Raw genomic sequence first — 16,272 nt, forward strand, 5'->3', positions numbered from 1 at the left:
ACGATGATGCCACCGTCCGAAACGGCGCCGGGCCGGGCGCCCTGCCCGATCGTGCCGGGCACCTGCCCGACGCCGCCGGGCACCCACATCCCACGGCCGCAAAGCCCGGAACGGTCAGGAGGACCTCACGATGAGCCCCGACCCCGACGAACCCGTGCGCGAGCCCGGGGACCCACCCGCCGGCAGTCCGCGGGACACCGCGGTCGTCGAGCTGGAGCGGCAGCGCACCGAGCTGCGCGAGCTCGGCCTTGAGACCTCGCCCGCCCCGCGCGACGCCCTGGTGGACCCCACCCGCCCCCTGGTGAGCCGGCGCGGGTGGCAGGACATCCTCTTCCGCACGGCGGCGCACTCGGGCGGCACGCTGGTGCTGCTGATCATGACGCTCGTGGGGGCCTTCCTGCTGGTGCGCGGCGCCCAGGCGATCGACGTCGCCGGCTGGAACTTCGTCACGGAGCAGGACTGGGAGCCCAACTCGGGCCGGTTCGGCATCGCGGCGGTCCTGTTCGGCACCATCGTGATCGGCCTGACCGCCATCCTGGTTGCGGTGCCGCTGGCGCTGGTGACCGCCACGTACATCACGGAGTACGCGCCGGCGGGGATCAAGCGCTTCCTGATCGGCGTCATCGACCTGATGGCGGCCATCCCGAGCGTCGTCTACGGGCTGTGGGGCGCGTACTGGCTGGAGGGCAACCTGCTCCCCGTCGCCGAGTGGGTCTCCACGTACTTCGGCTGGATCCCGATCTTCGCCGTGTCCCAGTTCGACCCCGACGACCCCTTGGCCACCCCGACGGTGTTCACCGCGTCGGCGATCCTCGCGGGCCTGATCGTCTCGACGATGGTCGCGCCGATCTCGGCCGCGATCATGCGCGAGGTGTTCGACCAGGCCCCGGTGGGGGAGCGCGAGGGGGCGCTGGCCCTGGGCGCCAGCAAGTGGGGCGTGATCCGCAACGTCGTCTACCCGTTCGGGCAGGGCGGGATCATCGGCGGCACCATGCTCGGCCTGGGCCGAGCCCTCGGCGAGACCATCGCCGTCTACCTCGTGATCAGCCCGCTTTTTGTCATCAACTGGCAGGTGCTGAGCACCGGGACCAACTCGATCAGCTCGCTCATCGCCCTCAAGCACGGCGAGGCGAACGACTTCGAGGTGTCCGCGCTCATGGCGGCGGGCCTGGTGCTGTTCCTCATCACCATGCTGATCAACTTCGTCGCCGGATTCATCATCCAGCGGTCCCGATCCGGCGCAGCCAGCTGAGGAAACCCATGACCGTCACCGAGACAACCCAGGGCGCACGCCGCGCCGACCGGCCCGGCCGGTACACCCGCACGCACCTGCCCGGCCGCGACGGCCGCCTCACCCCTGACCAGCCCGAGACCCAGCGGGAGCTGTCGGGCCTGCGCCGCGAGGACGTGCTGCGGGTGGTCGGCGCGGCCGCGGCCGGCATCGCGTCCACCGCCTGGCTGTTCACCCAGGTGGCGCCGTTCCAGGGCGCCCTGCCGTTCGTGCTGATCGCCTACCTGTTCTTCCTCGGCTACTTCGTGGTGCTGATCAGCTTCGACGACGACCGCATCACCATCAAGGACCGCGTGGCCGGCGTGCTCATCCACTCCGGCGCGGTGCTGCTCCTGCTGGCTCTCGTGGTTGTTGTGGTCTTCGCGCTCACCGAGGGCAGGTCGGCGTTCACGCAGCTCAACTTCTGGACCCAGGACCTGTCCATGGCCGGCCCGCTGGACCCGCTGACGGTGGGCGGCATGGCGCACGCCGCCATCGGCACCCTGATCATGATCTCGATCGCGCTGACCATCTCGATCCCGCTCGGGCTGCTCTGCGCGGTGTGCCTGGCGGAGTTCCCCAGCCCGTTCACGCGGATCGTGCGCACGGTCACCGAGGCGATGACGGCCCTGCCGTCCATCCTGTGCGGCCTGTTCGTCCTGGCCACGTACATCCTCATGTTCGGCGCGCCCAAGTCCGGCTTCGCCGCCTCGCTGGCCATCACCATCATGATCCTGCCGATCATCATCCGGTCGGCCGACGTGGTGCTCCGCCTGGTGCCGCAGACCCTCAAGGAGGCGTCGTTCGCCATGGGCGCCAGCCACTGGAGCACCATCTGGAACGTGGTGCTGCCCACCAGCAAGTCGGGCCTGATGACGGCGGTAGTGCTCGGCACCGCGCGCGGGATCGGCGAGACCAGCCCCATCCTGCTGGTGGCCGGGTACACCACGTACTACAACTGGAACCCGTTCGACGGGCCCATGGTCTCGCTGCCGCTCGCCACGTTCACGCTGGTCAAGAGCCCCGAGCCCGCGCAGATCGCCCGCGGGTTCGGTGCGGCGGCGGTGCTCATGGTGCTCGTGTTCGTGCTGTTCCTACTCGCCCGCCTGATCGGCGGCAAGGGCGCGGGGGTGCTCAGCGCCGGCGGGGCCCGCCGCGCGCAGCGCGCCTCGCTCCGGGTAGCGGCGCGCTTCCGGCGTGGTGGGCCGACGGCGGTGGGCTGGCCGACGGCGGCCCCGGCACCCGGCGCCCGTCCCGTGAGCGCCGACCCACCGACGCCGTCGGCCAACGAGGCTGCGACCGACGACCCGGCCGACAACCCGGCCGACGACCCGACCGACAACAAGGAGGCCGGACGATGACCGCCACCACCGCGCGCCGTAACCTCCGGGCGCGCGCACTGATCGCCGGGCTGGGCGTGCTGCTTGTGCTCGCCGGCGCCGTCGTGCCGGCGCAGGCCGCGCAGCAGTCTGTGCAAGAGAGCGCGCAACAGGCCGCGCAGCCGAGCGTCCAGCAGGACGCGAGCCCCGCCGCCGTCGGCAAGGTGCACGCGCCGATCAACGGCGCGGGGTCGACCTGGTCGGCCAACGCGCTGCAGCAGTGGATCCGCAACGTGTGGTCGAACTACCAGTGGAAGATCACCTACTCCGAGTCGGGCTCCACGCAGGGGCGGAACAGCTTCGCGAACGGCACGGCGGACTTCGGCGTCAGCGAGATCCCGTACGCGATCGCCAACTCCAACGAGGGCGACGTGCGCCCGGCCCGGGAGTTCGCCTACATGCCGATCGTCGCGGGCGGCACCGCGTTCATGTACAACCTGCAGGTCGGCGGCAAGCGGGTGACGAACCTGCGGCTGTCCGGCGAGACCATCGCCGGGATCTTCACCGGGGAGATCACCCGCTGGGACCACGCGAAGATCAAGGCGGACAACCCGCAGCTCGCGCTGCCGGGCATACCGATCGTGCCCGTGGTGCGCTCCGACGGGTCGGGCGCCACCGCCCAGTTCTCGATCTGGATGCGCCAGGAGCAGAGCAGGGCCTGGGACGCCTACTGCGGCAAGGTGAACCGGCCGCTGATCAACGGGCACTGCGGTGTCACCTCCAACTACCCGGTGGCGCCGGGCTCCGGGTTCGTGTCGCGGGCCGGGTCGAACGGTGTGGCCGGCTATGTGGCGCAGTCCCACGCGGTGGGCGCCATCACGTTCGTCGAGTACTCGTACGCGCTGAACGCCGGCTTCCCGGTGGCCAAGATGCTCAACCGGTCCGGCTACTACACGGAGCCGACGGCGGCGAACGTGGCCGTGGCACTCCTAAAGGCGCAGATCAACGAGGACAGGTCGTCCCCGGACTACCTGACCCAGGACCTGCGGCAGGTCTACGACTTCAACGACCGGCGGGTGTACCCGCTGTCCAGCTACTCGTACATCATCCTGCCGACCTCGCAGGACGCCGGGTTCACGGTGGACAAGGGCCTGACCCTGGCCGACTTCGGCGCCTACTTCCTGTGCGAGGGGCAGCAGCAGGCCGACACGCTGGGCTACTCGCCGCTGCCGATCAACCTGGTCCGGGCGGGCCAGACGCAGATCCAGAAGATCCCGGGCGGCGACCCGGTGATCAAGGGGATCAACGACTGCAACAACCCCACGTTCTCGCCGGACGGCACCAACCGGCTGGCCAACGAGGCCCCCTACCCGCCGGCCTGCGACAAGCAGGGGTCCACGCAGTGCAGCACGGGTACGGGCGGGGCCCAGGGGACGCCGACGACGCCGTCGGGCGGCAGCAGCGGCGGTACGGACGACGGTGACGGGTCGGGCGGTACCGACGGCGACGGCACCGGTGGGGGGACGGGCGGCGGACCGGATGGCGGGTCCGACGACGGCTCGGACGACGGCGGTACCGACGGTGGGCCTGGAGACGGGGCGGACGGCGGCGGCACCACCGACGGTGGTGCGGGCGGCGACGCCGAGGTGGTGAGTGAGAACTCTGAGCCCGTGCTGGTGGCGGCCACCCCGCAGTCGCTGCCGGTGGCCGGGGGCGGGCTGATGCCGCAGCTTGTGATGGTCGGCCTGGGGCTGGTGATGATCCTCGCCGCGGTGCTGCCGCCAGTGCTCGGCAGGCGCACGCGGACGGCGCTGCCGGTGCCGGGTGGGCGTGCGGCTCGCGGAGGCGCAGGAGGTGGCACGACGTGATTCTCACGGTTATTTCCCCCGCATTCCTCGGGGTGGCGGAACGTGCCGCGAAGAATGCTGCACCGAATACGCCGCACCCGATTGTGGAAAAGGGTGAAATTAATTCCGCATCGTGGCAGCGGCTTTGCATCGCCTCTCGTGACCCCCTGCGCGAGGAGGGGGATAGCCCCCTCCTTTCGGGTGGTGTGCTGGGCGGAAGCCCGCCCGGGCGGGCGTGTCGACACTCACGGGACGGTGGCTCAATGGCGCGTCGTTCCGCCATTCCTGGGGTGTGCGAAACGTGTTGTTCACATCCCGTCCGCCATGGTGTCGCTTTTCATCAACGGCCTGTGCACTATTCAAATGGTTGCCAATATCGAGGACTGACAGCAATGCTTTCTCCGTCCGGACCGGCGCGAGCCGGGGACACCGCGCACGAGTCGAACGGAGGACGCCGATGAGGGTTCGCAGCCGCACGATCAGCGCGCTCGGCGCAGTCGTCGCGCTGGCCTCGGCGGGCGGGCTCGTGGCGCTGTACGCGCCCTCGGACGCGCGGGCGGCCGGCGAGGGCACCGACTCCGCGGTGACGGTGCAGTGGGCCGGGGGGAACGGGGAGCTGCAGCAGTACCAGCCGGACCGCACCGCGATGGTCGACAACGCCGACGGGTCGGGGCACTGGGACGACTTCAAGGATCTTGAGGTCACGGTCTCGCAGACGGAGGGCCTCGCCGATCAGGCGGTGACGCTCACGGCGTCCGGGATGAGCCCCACCGTGCTCCGCGGCCAGCCGAGCGGTGCCAACAACTTTCTGCAGGTCATGCAGTGCTGGGGAGCGGACCCGCACGCCGCCGACTTCGCCGAGACGTGCCAGTGGGGCGGATACTCCGCCGGTGACGTCGGGGGCTCGACGTCGACGGCGTCCGACCTGCTGGGGCAGACCACGAGCTGGACGGGCGGCCGCGACGGCCTGCTGTTCCGCACCGTCGGAGGCGACGTCAGCACGCCCGTGCAGCCGCCGGACGGCTCCGGAGCCAATGCCGGGATCGGTGCGTTCTTCGTGGCGTCCACCTCGAGCGAGCTCCCGTTCGTCCCGGTCTCCGCTGAGGGAACGGCCAGGGCCAGCGTGGTTGTGCAGACCGGTGCGGCGCAGCCGTACCTCGGCTGCGGCGACCCGGAGGCGGCCGGCGAACGCTGCTGGCTGGTGATCGTGCCTCGTGGGACGCACTCCGGCTCGCTGCCCGACGGCACACCGTGCATGGGTGTCCTCTCACCGGGTGCGTTCGGTGACGTCACGTTCGATCAGAAGGGGTCCCCGGTCGCACCGCAGTGCAGCTTCTGGGACAACCGGGTGGTCGTGCCCCTGGACTTCGACAACCCCTACCAGAACTGCCCGCCTGGGTCGGCGGAGCGGCGGATCGTCGGGAGCGAGCTGTTCGCGGAGGCGTCGTCGTCGTGGCAGCCGGTCCTGTGCACGGGAGACGACGGCGCCACGTTCAGCCTCACGACGAACTCAGGAGATCTGTCCCGGTCCCAGCTGCTCCAGGGCCAGGCCGACCTCGCGGCGGTGTCCGAGCCGCTGACCCCCGAGACGATCGGCCCCACCGATCCGGCTCTGCTGGAGGACGCCGACCTGCGCTACGCACCCCTGGCGAACACGTCGGTGGCCATCGGCTTTGTCGCGGACGGGCCGAGAAACCTCGTCGACAACACCGCCGGAACGGTGTACAGCGACATCAAGCTCACGCCGCGGCTGGTGGCGAAGCTGCTCACCCAGTCGTTCAGGTATGACGTGCCGCAGGTTGCGGGCGCGTGGGGAGCGTCCATCGTCGGCGAGTCCTACGAGTTTCTCGGCAGCGACACGATCGTGGACGACGAGGAGTGGCACGCCCTGGGCAACCCGGAGCTCAGGGGCAACAGCGCCCGCGCCGTCTGGCTGGCCGTCGGGCCTCAGGGCGACGACGCGATCCGGCTCCTGTGGGAGTACGTGCTCGCCGACGCCGACGCGTTGGCGTTCCTGCGCGGCACTCCGGACCCGTGGGGCAACACCGTCAACCGCTACTACCTGCCGCCGGGACACCCCGACGCGGCCGGGGGCGGGATCGACCTGCTGAGCGCGCCGCTCGACACGTTCCCGAAGGCAGACCGGTCCGTGGCTCCGAGCAAGGAGGTGGCCAGCATCGAGAACCGTAGTCTCCAGCTCGACTCGACGGCCTACTCGCCCTACTCGGGCTCCTTCGATGTCAACGCGGCCCGCGTGCTCCGGGTGGACCGGCGGCTCACGTTCGCCTGGGACCCGAACGTCTTTGTCGGCGTCGGTACGAGGGGCGTGTGGGCTGTCGGTGCTCCTGACCTGGCCGGGAGCACCCCGGGCCGCCTCGCGCTCGGACCGGTGACCGCACCCGCCGCGGAGCTGTACGGGCTGAACACCGCACAGCTCGCGTTGCCGCTCTCCGATGTCACCGACGCCGACAGCGTGGAGTCCGGTCGCGAGTTCGTCGCCTACGACGACGAGACGGTCGCGGCCGCGATCACGGCACAGCGGGTCGACAGCCGGACCGGAGTCGCGGTGAACGACCCCGCAACGCTGCCGTCGGGGGCATATCCCCTGGCCACCACCCTGTACGCGGCCGTCAACCTGGAGTCCGAGACCCTGATCGACCAGGCGCGCGCGGACTACGCGGGCCTGCTCGACCACGCCGCGGGCGACGGGAACGTGCACACGGGTGCCCGGGGCGGTCTGCCGGAGGGCTACGTACCGCTCACCGAGGCGCAGGTGGACCGAGCGCACGCGCTCGCCGACCTGCTCCGCACCCCGCGGGACGACGACGGGGGCCCAGAGGATGACGACCCGGCCGACGGAGGTGCGGACGACGGGGGCGCCGGAACCTCTGACGACGATCCGGCGGATACCAGCGCAAGAGTGCCGGTCCCGGTGGGCAACGACGACCCGGCGGTCGACGGCTCGCCGTCGGACCCGGATGCCGACGGCGCACCGGGGGACGGCTCCACGACCCAGAACGCGGCGGCGGGACGCCTCGGCTGACCCGATCAACCCGGCCACCGGCCAGGTCGACCTGGCTCGCCCGGTCGACGGCGTCGGCTCGGACACCACCCAGGACCTGAACAACGGCCTGGCGGCCGTCGCCACGAACGGCGCGGGCCAGCTTGTCGTCGGTTCGTGGGACGCAACAGGTTCCGCGACGATCCAGACCCGGACCGGCGGGGCGACCTTCGCCCGGCCGAACGGTTCCGGCAACGGCGTCAACGCGCTCAAGGCGGCCAAGACGAGTGGTCAGTGGCAGGGTGTCACACTCAGCCCCAGCGACCTCTCGTTCGCTCGCTCGTCGAGTGCGCCGTCGACCCCGGCGCCCAGCGGGGCGTACTCGTACATCCCGCTCGCCGTGGACGCGGTGACCTACGCCTCGGCCACCGCCGGCGTCCCGAACGGCCTGACCAAGGCTGACCTGACGGCGATCTACAGTGCGTCGAACGGTGCGAACGTCGCACTCAGCAACGGTCAGACCTACACGATCGGCCTGGAGACGAACGCCAACGCCGACATCGTGCCGTTCCTGCCGCAGACCGGCTCGGGCACCCGCTCGTTCTTCATCGGTCAGCTCGGTCTGACCGAGGCCACCCTCGGCTCGGCCGTGGCGTGGACCTACTCCGGCGGCTCCGTCCAGGAGCACGACGGTTCCGCGATCGCGGCCGTGTCCGGATCGATCGTGCCGTTCTCGATCGCGCAGCACATCGCCCAGGGCAAGTCGGCCGTGCTGTCGAACCTGTACGGCGTCGACGTGCTGGACCGTCGCCACGGCGCGGTGCTGCACACCGTCACCAACGGTGGCTCGGCGATCTCGCCGACCAACCCGGACGGGACGCTGAACACGGCGTTCCCGATCGCTCGCCCGGTGTTCACCGTGGTGCAGTACGCCGAGATCGCCACGAACGCGAACCTTGCGGCCGCGTTCGTCAGCGCCGACGGCGCCGTCTATGCGGCCACGTCGGACTCCGGCTCGTACACCATCGAGGACTTCGGCTTTGGCTCGCTCATCAACCGCGCCACCGAGGTCAACGGCGTCACGATCAACGGCACGCTCTACCGCGCCGGCGACGCCGAGTCCCTCCGCACCAACTGACGGAACACGTCAGCTCCGGCTGACCGGGAACGCGGGCCCTCCGGGCACGCAGACCTGACCGTTCCACGCGTCGCTCCGGCGGTAGATCCGTCGGGGCGACGCCCCGGTCGCGCTGCGCGCACCGGCCCGCCAGCCCGACCGACGACAAGGAATGACGATGCGAAAGACCCCGGCCCGTCGCACGGGCCTTGCCCTGGCCATCGCTCTGGCGGTCGCCCTGACCGGACTGACCACCACAACGGCCGAGGCGTTGGCCCCTGGGCTCGACCCGGCCGATCGCCTCGGCGCCATCACCTTCGACGTGACCGCGGGCAACATCTCTTGGACCGGCGGTCCGCAACGTCTGACGACGGAGGCCGGCTGCCCCGAGGGGTATCGAGGCTCCTCCCGCGCCTTCTTCATCTGGTCGGACGGCACGTGGACGACGACAGCGGCAAGCCAGTCCCCGGCGCTGGTGGCCGTCACGGCCGCTGCCGGCACCGGCCTCGACGGTGCGGCGATCGATCGCCGGAACCCGAGCCCGACTGCCGCTGCGGGTCGACTCGCGTCCCGGTGGAACGGGGCCGGTTTTGTCGGCGACAACTTCGACGGCCGCGTCGGGGTCACGACGTACTTGATCACGTGCGACCCAGGATCGGCACCGGACGGGGTTTCCTTTCCCCCGTTCACCGCTGGCGTAGGTGACTCGAAGTACTTCTCGACCGACGTGCGCATCAACGAGTGGAACGACTCAACCAATGTGGGCACCTGGGAGGTCGTCCCTGACGTCCCGGTGGAGAAGGAGGACACGACCACCACGCTCACGCCGACCGCCGGCAACGACGGGTCCGTGACGCTGACGGCCGCCGTCGACAAGACGGCCGCGACCGGTGACGTGACCTTCACGAACATCGGCACGGGCGCGACGGTCGGCACGGACGCGCTCGAAGGCGGCAGGGCGTCCGTCAACGTGGCCGGCCTGGAGGCCGACACCCAGTACACGTTCCGCGCGCAGTACGCGGGCGACACCCTGCACAACGCCTCGACGTCGAACGACGCGATCGTCACCACGGTGGGCGAGCCCATCCCGCCGCAGCAGACCGAGGTCACGGTGACCATCCCGGCGTCAGCCCAGGGGCTGCGGTTCACGGTCACTCCTGGCGGCGTCGAGCTGGAGGACGCCGAGCTGGAGGGCGAGGAGTTCGTCGCCACCGGCACGCTGCGGGAGGTAAAGGTCACCGACAACCGGTCGGATCGTAAGCAGTGGACGCTCAACGGCCGTACGTCCGACTTTGACGGCCCCGGCGACGCGGCCATCAACGGCTCGGCCCTGGGCTGGGAGCCGGAGCTCCTCGGGACTGATAACGCGGGCACCGTGGGCGCCGACGTGGCACCGGGTGCGAACGGCGGGCTGTCGTCCGACAAGCCGCTCGCCCAGGCGCCGGCCGGGGTCACGTTGTCCGACACCCGGGTCCAGGCCGGAGTCACCCTCCGGGCACCAGCCAACACCCCCGCCGGCGACTATGCGGCGACCCTGACCCTGACACTTATCTGAAGGTAGGACTCATGTCTCACACCACCGTCAGCCGGGTGGCCATGCGCCTCGCGGCTGCGCTGACCGTCGTGCTCGGGGCCGCCATGGTCGCCCCCACAGCGCAAGCCGTGAACCCGGTGCTCGACGCCGACAACCGCCTGGGTGGCATCACCCTCGACAAGACCGCTGGTGAGATCTCTGCCGCCGGCGGCCCCCAGTCCCTGACGACCTCGGCCGGCTGCCCGGAGGGGTACCGCGGCTCGTCCCGTGTGCTCTTCGTGTGGCCGGACGGCACCTGGCCGACGGCCGTGTCCGGGACAAACACCGGTCTCCCGGCCCTGGTGAAGCTGGCCGGCTCCGCGGTCGAGGGCTCCGGGCTGGACGGCAACCCGGTCCTGCGGACCGGCACCTCGGCGTCCCGCTGGGCCTCGTTCGGGTTCCCGGCCAGCGTGTTCGACGGACACAGCGGCGTCGCCACCTACGTGATCACGTGCGACCCGGGCGAGGTTCCGGGCGACGCGTTCCCGCCCGCCGGTGACGGCGTCGGGGCCTCGAAGTACTTCTCGGTCGACGTTCGCCTGATTTGGAACGACGAGACCAACACGGGCACCTGGGAGCACGTGAAGGAGGCCACCACCACGGTGCTGACCGCCGAGGAGTCCTGGCGGTCGGCCACGCTGACCGCTGAGGTCGGACCGGCCTCTGCTGCTGGCACCGTGACATTTACGGATGTCGCGACGGGCGCCAACGTCGGGACCGGCACGGTGACCGACGGCGTTGCGTCGGTCGAGGTGACCGGCCTGAAGCCCTGGAAGACGTACACCTTCCGGGCGAGCTACTCGGGCGATGCCCTGCACGACGGGTCGACGTCGAACAAGGTTCGCGTGAACTGCTGACGGGGCTGATCGTCGGCTGAACTTCCCGTGGTGGTCCCGGCCCGCATCGTGCGGGTCGGGGCCACTTCATGCATCTATCCCTGTGCCGCTACCCCCGCCACGCGGGTAGCGGGGAGCGACCGGAAGAGGTTTCGATGACGTCAGCAAGTGTGCGAAACTGGCACACATGGTGCTGGACGAAGGAACCCTAGGCAGTCGCGTCCGCGACGCGCGCGAACGAAGCGGGTTGAAGCAAGGCGAGGTCGCGCAGCTCGTAGGTCTAGATCGAACCGTCGTTAACAAGATTGAGAGCGGTACCCGCAGGGTCACCGCACTTGAGCTGGCCGCGATCGCTACGGCCCTCGGCGTACGCATGTCATCGTTCTTCGAGGAGCCGACACCAGCTCTCGTATCGCACCGCTCCCACCAGGGCCTCGATGTCGCGGACTCCCGGATCGACCGGATCCTGGCTGACGCGGCAGCAGACACCGAGTTCTTGATGACTCTCGCCCCGGGCGAGCTCGACGGTTCCTCATGGCAATCACGGTCACCAGCCGAGCCGCTGGAGCGACCGGACAGTGGCGCCGCAAGTGAGGACCTCGCACGGCGCGCTCGCAGCGTCCTCGGGTTGGACGAGGTCGAGCCGATCGATGACCTGGTTGCACGATTCAGCGAGATCGGCCTCCTGGTATTCGCCGTAGACCTCGGCCCAGATACGGCTGACGCCGGCACGATCTTGCTCCGGCAGGGAGGCGTGAGTCTTGTCAACAGCCACAACAAGATCGGCCGTCGCCGACTCGCCGCGGCGCACGAGCTAGGCCACTACCTGGTCGCTGACGAATACACGATCGATTGGCGCGTCTTCGACCACAACACCGACATCGAAGCGCGCCTCGACCGGTTTGCTCGCGCACTTCTCCTCCCGTCGCCCGGAATGGCGGCTGAGTGGTCGCGCCTCTCGGCACACCATGAGCTCCGCGAGACCGTCGTGCTCCTTGGTAGTCACTTCCGGGTCGACATGGCGACACTCGCCCGTCGCCTCCAGGAACTGGGCCATATCAGCGCTGACGAGGCGGCCTTTGTGCGCAGGGTGACGACCACTCAGGCTGACATCGTGGACTTCGGCCTTCGTGTTCCTGCAGATCTCGCGGGTACCACTGTTCCGATTCCGTTCCAGAAGGCAGTGCTCCACGCGTTCCGCAACGAGCAGATCAGCAGAGAGCGAGCGCTTGAACTCCTGCGTGGAACGTTCGCGGACGATGATTTGCCCGCGCCCCGGACTCGTCGTGAGGATGAGATCTGGAACTTCGTCGCATGAGCGATGCCGACGCGGTGGTGTTTGACACCGGTCCTCTCCGACACTTCACGCTCCGTGGATGGCTCGGCGTCCTCAAGTTTCTGACCAACGGCAGAGCCGTCCTCATCCCCGAAACGGTCGAAGACGAGCTCAAGCGCCAGTCGCACGGGGAGCCCGTTCTTCAGCAGGTTCTCCAAGCCGACTGGATCACGGTCGATCGGAGCACGGACATCGCATTTCTCGCTGCGTTCGCACGATACGAGAACCGGCTTGTGGTCGATGGAAACAACGTCGGCGAATGCGGAGTGCTGGCACTCGGCAGCACATGTGGTTATGAGCTTGTTCTCGACGACGCCACTCCTCGACGGATCGCGCAGGACGAGGGCCTCAGGGTCACCGCGACCCTGCCGCTGCTTTGCGAGGCCATTCGCGCGAAGCAACTGACCGTTCCCCTAGTCGAAGCGTTGGCCGACGACCTCATCATCGGCACCTACTATCTGCCGTTCCAGCCCGGTGAGTTTCGCCGGTGGGCGCTCGAGCACGGTCTCCTCGACTACGACGAGATCTAGCGTCGCCCCCTCCGTTCGGGCGGGAATCACCCCCTCCTTTCGGGTGGTCATCGGCTCCCGGACAGGCCCGACTGCCGCCGTCGGACGCCAGGCCTCGGTGTGTGCCGCTGAGTAAAGCACCAGGTCAGAGTCACTTTCTTCGACGACGCCGGACCCGGTCCATGTGCTGTCCACCTGGGCGTCGCCGAGCGGCAACGTGCCCTCCGTCTCCGCGATGGTTGCCCCACCGGACGGCGCGAAACGATGATGCGACAGACAAGTCCGGCGCCGTCGAGAGCAGCGGCGCAGGCACGCATCCTGCGGTCCGCGCACGGGGCCGCGACCGGGTCTGGAGAACGCCACGATGATCGTCCGAAAGGCCCTCGCCGGCGGCACGCTCGCGGCTGGGTTGTGCGCCGTCATCTATGGCCTGGTCGCGCCCGCGCTGGCCGCGTACGCCGTGCCCGCGCCCGCCGTCGTCGTACCAACGGCCGCCGACGACGAGGTGACCTGGAGCGTCCAGCCCGGCAGCGCCGAAGGTCCCGACGGGCGCACCGAGCTGACCTACGACATCGCGCCCGGCAGCACCATCAGCGACTGGGTGTCGGTGTCGAACTACTCGGACCGCGCCGCGTCCTTCCGGGTCTACGGCGCCGACGCGACCACCGACTACGACACCGGCGCCTTCACCCTGATCGGCGCCGACCAGGCGTCCACCGACCTGGGGTCGTGGACCTCGATCGACTCGGGAAGCGCCGTCTGCCCCGACACGGACGACGACGCCGAGGCCGCCTGCGCGGCCGAGCTCGGTGTGGTCGTGGAGCTCGACCCCGGCGCCCGCGCCGACATCCCGTTCACCATCACCGTGCCGCACGACGCCACGCCTGGCGACCACTCGGCGGGGATCGTCGCGTCGTTCCGGTCCGCGGCCGCGGGCGGCGACGGGTCGGCCGTGCAGGTGGAGCAGCGCGTCGGCACCCGCATCTACCTGCGGGTCGACGGCGAGCTGGGGCCCGCGCTCGGCGTGACCGGCGTGGTCGCGGCGTTCGACGGCGTGACCAACCCCTTCGGCGCCGGCACCGCTACCGCCGGGTTCGACCTGACCAACACCGGCAACACCCGGATCTCCGGCGAGCCCGAGGTGCGGATCAGCGGGCCGTTCGGCGTCGACCTCGGCACGGCCGACGTCGAGCCCGTGGAGAACCTGGTGCCCGGCGGCACCGCGCACGTCACCGCCGAGGTGCCGGGAGTGCCGCCCGTGCTGCTCCTGTTCGCCGACATCACCGTGGTCCCGGCCGCCGCCGAAGGCCCCGGCGAGGGGTCGGACGGCGACGCGCTGCCCGCACCCGTACGGGCGTCCGCGCAGGCGTGGGCTGTGCCGTGGCCGCTGGCCGGGCTGCTGCTCGTGCTGGCGGGCGGAATCTGGGCAGTAGTGGTGTGGCGACGGCGCTCGCGGCGCCTGCTGGGCGAGGAGCTGGCCGCCTACACCGAGCGCGTTCGCGCCGAGGCACTGGCCGAGGCCGGCCGCACCGGGGTTGGCAGAACTGCCGAGACCGAGAGAGAGGCCCTCCGATGAGACTGGGACACCTGCGCCGGCGCGTCGCGGGGCTGCTGTGCGCGGCGGCGCTGACGACGGCGGTCGCGGCGGGAGCGCTGACGGTCTCCGCGGGTGTGGCGCACGCCGACGAGTCCGAGGACACCGGGGTCAGTGTGACCATCCCCGATGTCGACCCGACGGACGAGCCCACCGAGGAGCCGACCGACGGACCCACTGACGAGCCGACCGGGGGTCCGGGTGGCGGGAACGGGGGTTCCGGCGGGAACGGCGGGTCAGGTGATCCGGACGACACCCCGCCGGTCGACGACGTGCCCCCACCGGGCCCCGGCGACGGCCCCGACGGGTCGGGCGACCCGACGCCGGCCGGTGCCGGGGGCGACCCCACGCCGTCGGGCAGCGCGGCCTGTGTGCCCGAGAAGCCAGCCGTGCCGACCGAGCCGGCCACGGACGGCGAGGCCGCCGGCCTGGACCGGGACGTGTACCTGACCGGCCAGCAGGTCACCGCGACCGCCGACGGGTTCGGCAAGGGCGAGCGGGTGCAGCTTGTGCTGTTCGCCGAGCCGCAGGTCGTCAGCACGCTGCGGGCGGATTCCCGGGGCGCGGTCGAGGCGGTCTTCACCGTCGCGGAGGAGACGGCGTCCGGCCCGTACGCCCTGCAGCTCACGGGCTGGTGCGGTGACATCGCGCTGGCGTCGGTCCTCGTGGGATCGGCCGGTAGCGGGGCCGCGGGCGGGGGCGTCCCGGCGTGGGCCTGGTGGGTCGGCGGCGGGTTGGGACTGGCCGGCGTGGGCGTGGGCGGCTGGTACGCGTTCCGGGCGATGCGTGCGCCGGGCGCGGGTCTGTCCGCCGTCGGCGGCGCGGAGGTGGCGGCCTGATGACCAACCCGCCGACCAACCCGACGAGCGCTACCGTGCAGGACCTGCCGGACAACCCGACGCCGGCCGACGACGAGCCGTCGAACCCGTACGCGGTGCGCAACACGCTCGGCGCCCGGTACAAGAACGCCCGCCTGGCCGCGGCGGCCGCCGCCGCGAGCACGCGGCAGCTCGCCCCGCGCGACGGGCGCTGGTGGGCCGGCGCCGCGATCATGACGATCTCGCTCCTGCTGGTCGCGTTCGTCGCGCACACCGCCCTGTTCTCCGCGGCGCAGCACAGCCGGGCGCAGGTGCTGGCCTACGACGAGCTCCGGACCACCCTGGCCAAGGCCGAGACACCGGTGGGCCAGCTCGACCTGAACGGCGAGCTTGTCGAGGCGGGCTCTCCCGTGGCGCTGCTGAGCATCCCGGCGATCGGCGTCTCGGAGGTCGTGGCCGAGAGCTCGACCTCCCAGGTGCTGCGGTCCGGCCCGGGGCACCGGCGCGACAGCGTGCTGCCCGGCCAGGCCGGGACCTCGGTGATCCTGGGACGCCAGCTCACCTACGGCGGGCCGTTCGGCGGCCTGGACCGGCTGGTGCCGGGCGACGAGATCCGCGTGACCACCGGTCAGGGCGAGCACGTCTTCCGGGTGTTCGGCCTGCGGCATGCGGGTGACCCGCTGCCGAAGCCGCTCGCCCCCGGGCAGGGCCGCCTGGAGCTGATGACCGCCGACGGGCTGGAGCTGTTCCCGTCCGGCGTGCTGCACGTGGACGCCCAGCTCGTGTCCGACCTGCAGGAGACACCCACCAAGGTGCTCGCCGAGCCGGCGCTCCCGGACGAGGAGCGTGAGATGGCCGGTGACGACGGCGCCTGGTACATCGCCTTCTTTGTGCTCGTGTTCTTTGTGGCCGCTGGCATCGGGCTGTGGTGGCTGTGGACCTCGTGGGGGCGGTGGCACGCCTGGTTGATCGGCGTGCCCGTCCTGCTTGCCCTCGGCGTGACCTGCGCCGACATCGTCATGGACGCGCTGCCGAACCTGCTGTGAGAGGAC

The 16,272-nt window shown here is 70.7% G+C and carries 12 protein-coding genes; all 12 read left to right on the forward strand.

Going from position 1 to position 16,272, the window contains the following annotated elements; genetic code table 11:
* Positions 1-130: 130 nt before the first annotated feature.
* The 12 genes from pstC (at position 131) to AB1046_RS21180 (ending at position 16,266) form a co-directional block, all read left to right on the forward strand.
* Positions 131-1,252: a phosphate ABC transporter permease subunit PstC gene (gene pstC / locus AB1046_RS21125; protein ID WP_369371247.1), complete on the forward strand. Its 1,122-nt coding sequence runs from the start codon at positions 131-133 to the stop codon at positions 1,250-1,252.
* Positions 1,253-1,260: 8 nt separating this feature from the next.
* A complete protein-coding gene (gene pstA / locus AB1046_RS21130; RefSeq protein WP_369371248.1) occupies positions 1,261-2,631 on the forward strand; it encodes a phosphate ABC transporter permease PstA in 1,371 nt (456 codons plus the stop codon).
* Positions 2,628-4,457 (forward strand): phosphate ABC transporter substrate-binding protein PstS, encoded by a 1,830-nt coding sequence (locus tag AB1046_RS21135; protein ID WP_369371249.1) that lies wholly within the window; start codon positions 2,628-2,630, stop codon positions 4,455-4,457. The genes pstA and AB1046_RS21135 overlap by 4 nt, the downstream gene beginning before the upstream one ends.
* 436 nt (positions 4,458-4,893) lie before the next feature.
* Positions 4,894-7,479, forward strand: coding sequence for a hypothetical protein (locus AB1046_RS21140; protein ID WP_369371250.1), 2,586 nt, complete (start codon positions 4,894-4,896; stop codon positions 7,477-7,479).
* Entirely contained in the window at positions 7,415-8,575 is a 1,161-nt protein-coding gene (locus AB1046_RS21145) for a hypothetical protein (RefSeq protein WP_369371251.1), read from the forward strand. Before AB1046_RS21140 ends, AB1046_RS21145 begins: the two co-directional genes overlap by 65 nt.
* Before the next feature lie 157 nt (positions 8,576-8,732).
* Complete coding sequence (locus AB1046_RS21150; protein WP_369371252.1) at positions 8,733-10,109, forward strand: Ig-like domain-containing protein; 1,377 nt, start codon at positions 8,733-8,735, stop codon at positions 10,107-10,109.
* An 11-nt stretch (positions 10,110-10,120) separates the two neighbouring features.
* Complete coding sequence (locus AB1046_RS21155; RefSeq protein WP_369371253.1) at positions 10,121-10,984, forward strand: Ig-like domain-containing protein; 864 nt, start codon at positions 10,121-10,123, stop codon at positions 10,982-10,984.
* Positions 10,985-11,150: 166 nt separating this feature from the next.
* A complete protein-coding gene (locus AB1046_RS21160) occupies positions 11,151-12,281 on the forward strand; it encodes a helix-turn-helix domain-containing protein (protein ID WP_369371254.1) in 1,131 nt (376 codons plus the stop codon).
* Positions 12,278-12,829, forward strand: coding sequence for a nucleotide-binding protein (locus tag AB1046_RS21165; protein WP_369371255.1), 552 nt, complete (start codon positions 12,278-12,280; stop codon positions 12,827-12,829). Before AB1046_RS21160 ends, AB1046_RS21165 begins: the two co-directional genes overlap by 4 nt.
* A 343-nt stretch (positions 12,830-13,172) precedes the next feature.
* A complete protein-coding gene (locus AB1046_RS21170) occupies positions 13,173-14,384 on the forward strand; it encodes a hypothetical protein (protein ID WP_369371256.1) in 1,212 nt (403 codons plus the stop codon).
* Entirely contained in the window at positions 14,381-15,241 is an 861-nt protein-coding gene (locus AB1046_RS21175; RefSeq protein ID WP_369371258.1) for a PT domain-containing protein, read from the forward strand. Before AB1046_RS21170 ends, AB1046_RS21175 begins: the two co-directional genes overlap by 4 nt.
* Complete coding sequence (locus tag AB1046_RS21180; protein WP_369371259.1) at positions 15,241-16,266, forward strand: sortase; 1,026 nt, start codon at positions 15,241-15,243, stop codon at positions 16,264-16,266. The genes AB1046_RS21175 and AB1046_RS21180 overlap by 1 nt, the downstream gene beginning before the upstream one ends.
* The last annotated feature ends 6 nt before the right edge of the window (positions 16,267-16,272 follow it).

It is taken from the genome of Promicromonospora sp. Populi, from assembly GCF_041081105.1.
In the GTDB taxonomy this organism is placed as follows: domain Bacteria; phylum Actinomycetota; class Actinomycetes; order Actinomycetales; family Cellulomonadaceae; genus Promicromonospora.

Excerpts from the sequence above, each read along its gene's own strand:
- pstC (WP_369371247.1), top strand. The coding sequence starts at position 131 with ATGAGCCCCGACCCCGACGAACCCGTGCGCGAGCCCGGGGACCCACCC.
- pstA (WP_369371248.1), top strand. The coding sequence starts at position 1,261 with ATGACCGTCACCGAGACAACCCAGGGCGCACGCCGCGCCGACCGGCCC.
- AB1046_RS21135 (WP_369371249.1), top strand. The coding sequence starts at position 2,628 with ATGACCGCCACCACCGCGCGCCGTAACCTCCGGGCGCGCGCACTGATC.
- AB1046_RS21140 (WP_369371250.1), top strand. The coding sequence starts at position 4,894 with ATGAGGGTTCGCAGCCGCACGATCAGCGCGCTCGGCGCAGTCGTCGCG.
- AB1046_RS21145 (WP_369371251.1), top strand. The coding sequence starts at position 7,415 with ATGCCGACGGCGCACCGGGGGACGGCTCCACGACCCAGAACGCGGCGG.
- AB1046_RS21150 (WP_369371252.1), top strand. The coding sequence starts at position 8,733 with ATGCGAAAGACCCCGGCCCGTCGCACGGGCCTTGCCCTGGCCATCGCT.
- AB1046_RS21155 (WP_369371253.1), top strand. The coding sequence starts at position 10,121 with ATGTCTCACACCACCGTCAGCCGGGTGGCCATGCGCCTCGCGGCTGCG.
- AB1046_RS21160 (WP_369371254.1), top strand. The coding sequence starts at position 11,151 with ATGGTGCTGGACGAAGGAACCCTAGGCAGTCGCGTCCGCGACGCGCGC.
- AB1046_RS21165 (WP_369371255.1), top strand. The coding sequence starts at position 12,278 with ATGAGCGATGCCGACGCGGTGGTGTTTGACACCGGTCCTCTCCGACAC.
- AB1046_RS21170 (WP_369371256.1), top strand. The coding sequence starts at position 13,173 with ATGATCGTCCGAAAGGCCCTCGCCGGCGGCACGCTCGCGGCTGGGTTG.
- AB1046_RS21175 (WP_369371258.1), top strand. The coding sequence starts at position 14,381 with ATGAGACTGGGACACCTGCGCCGGCGCGTCGCGGGGCTGCTGTGCGCG.
- AB1046_RS21180 (WP_369371259.1), top strand. The coding sequence starts at position 15,241 with ATGACCAACCCGCCGACCAACCCGACGAGCGCTACCGTGCAGGACCTG.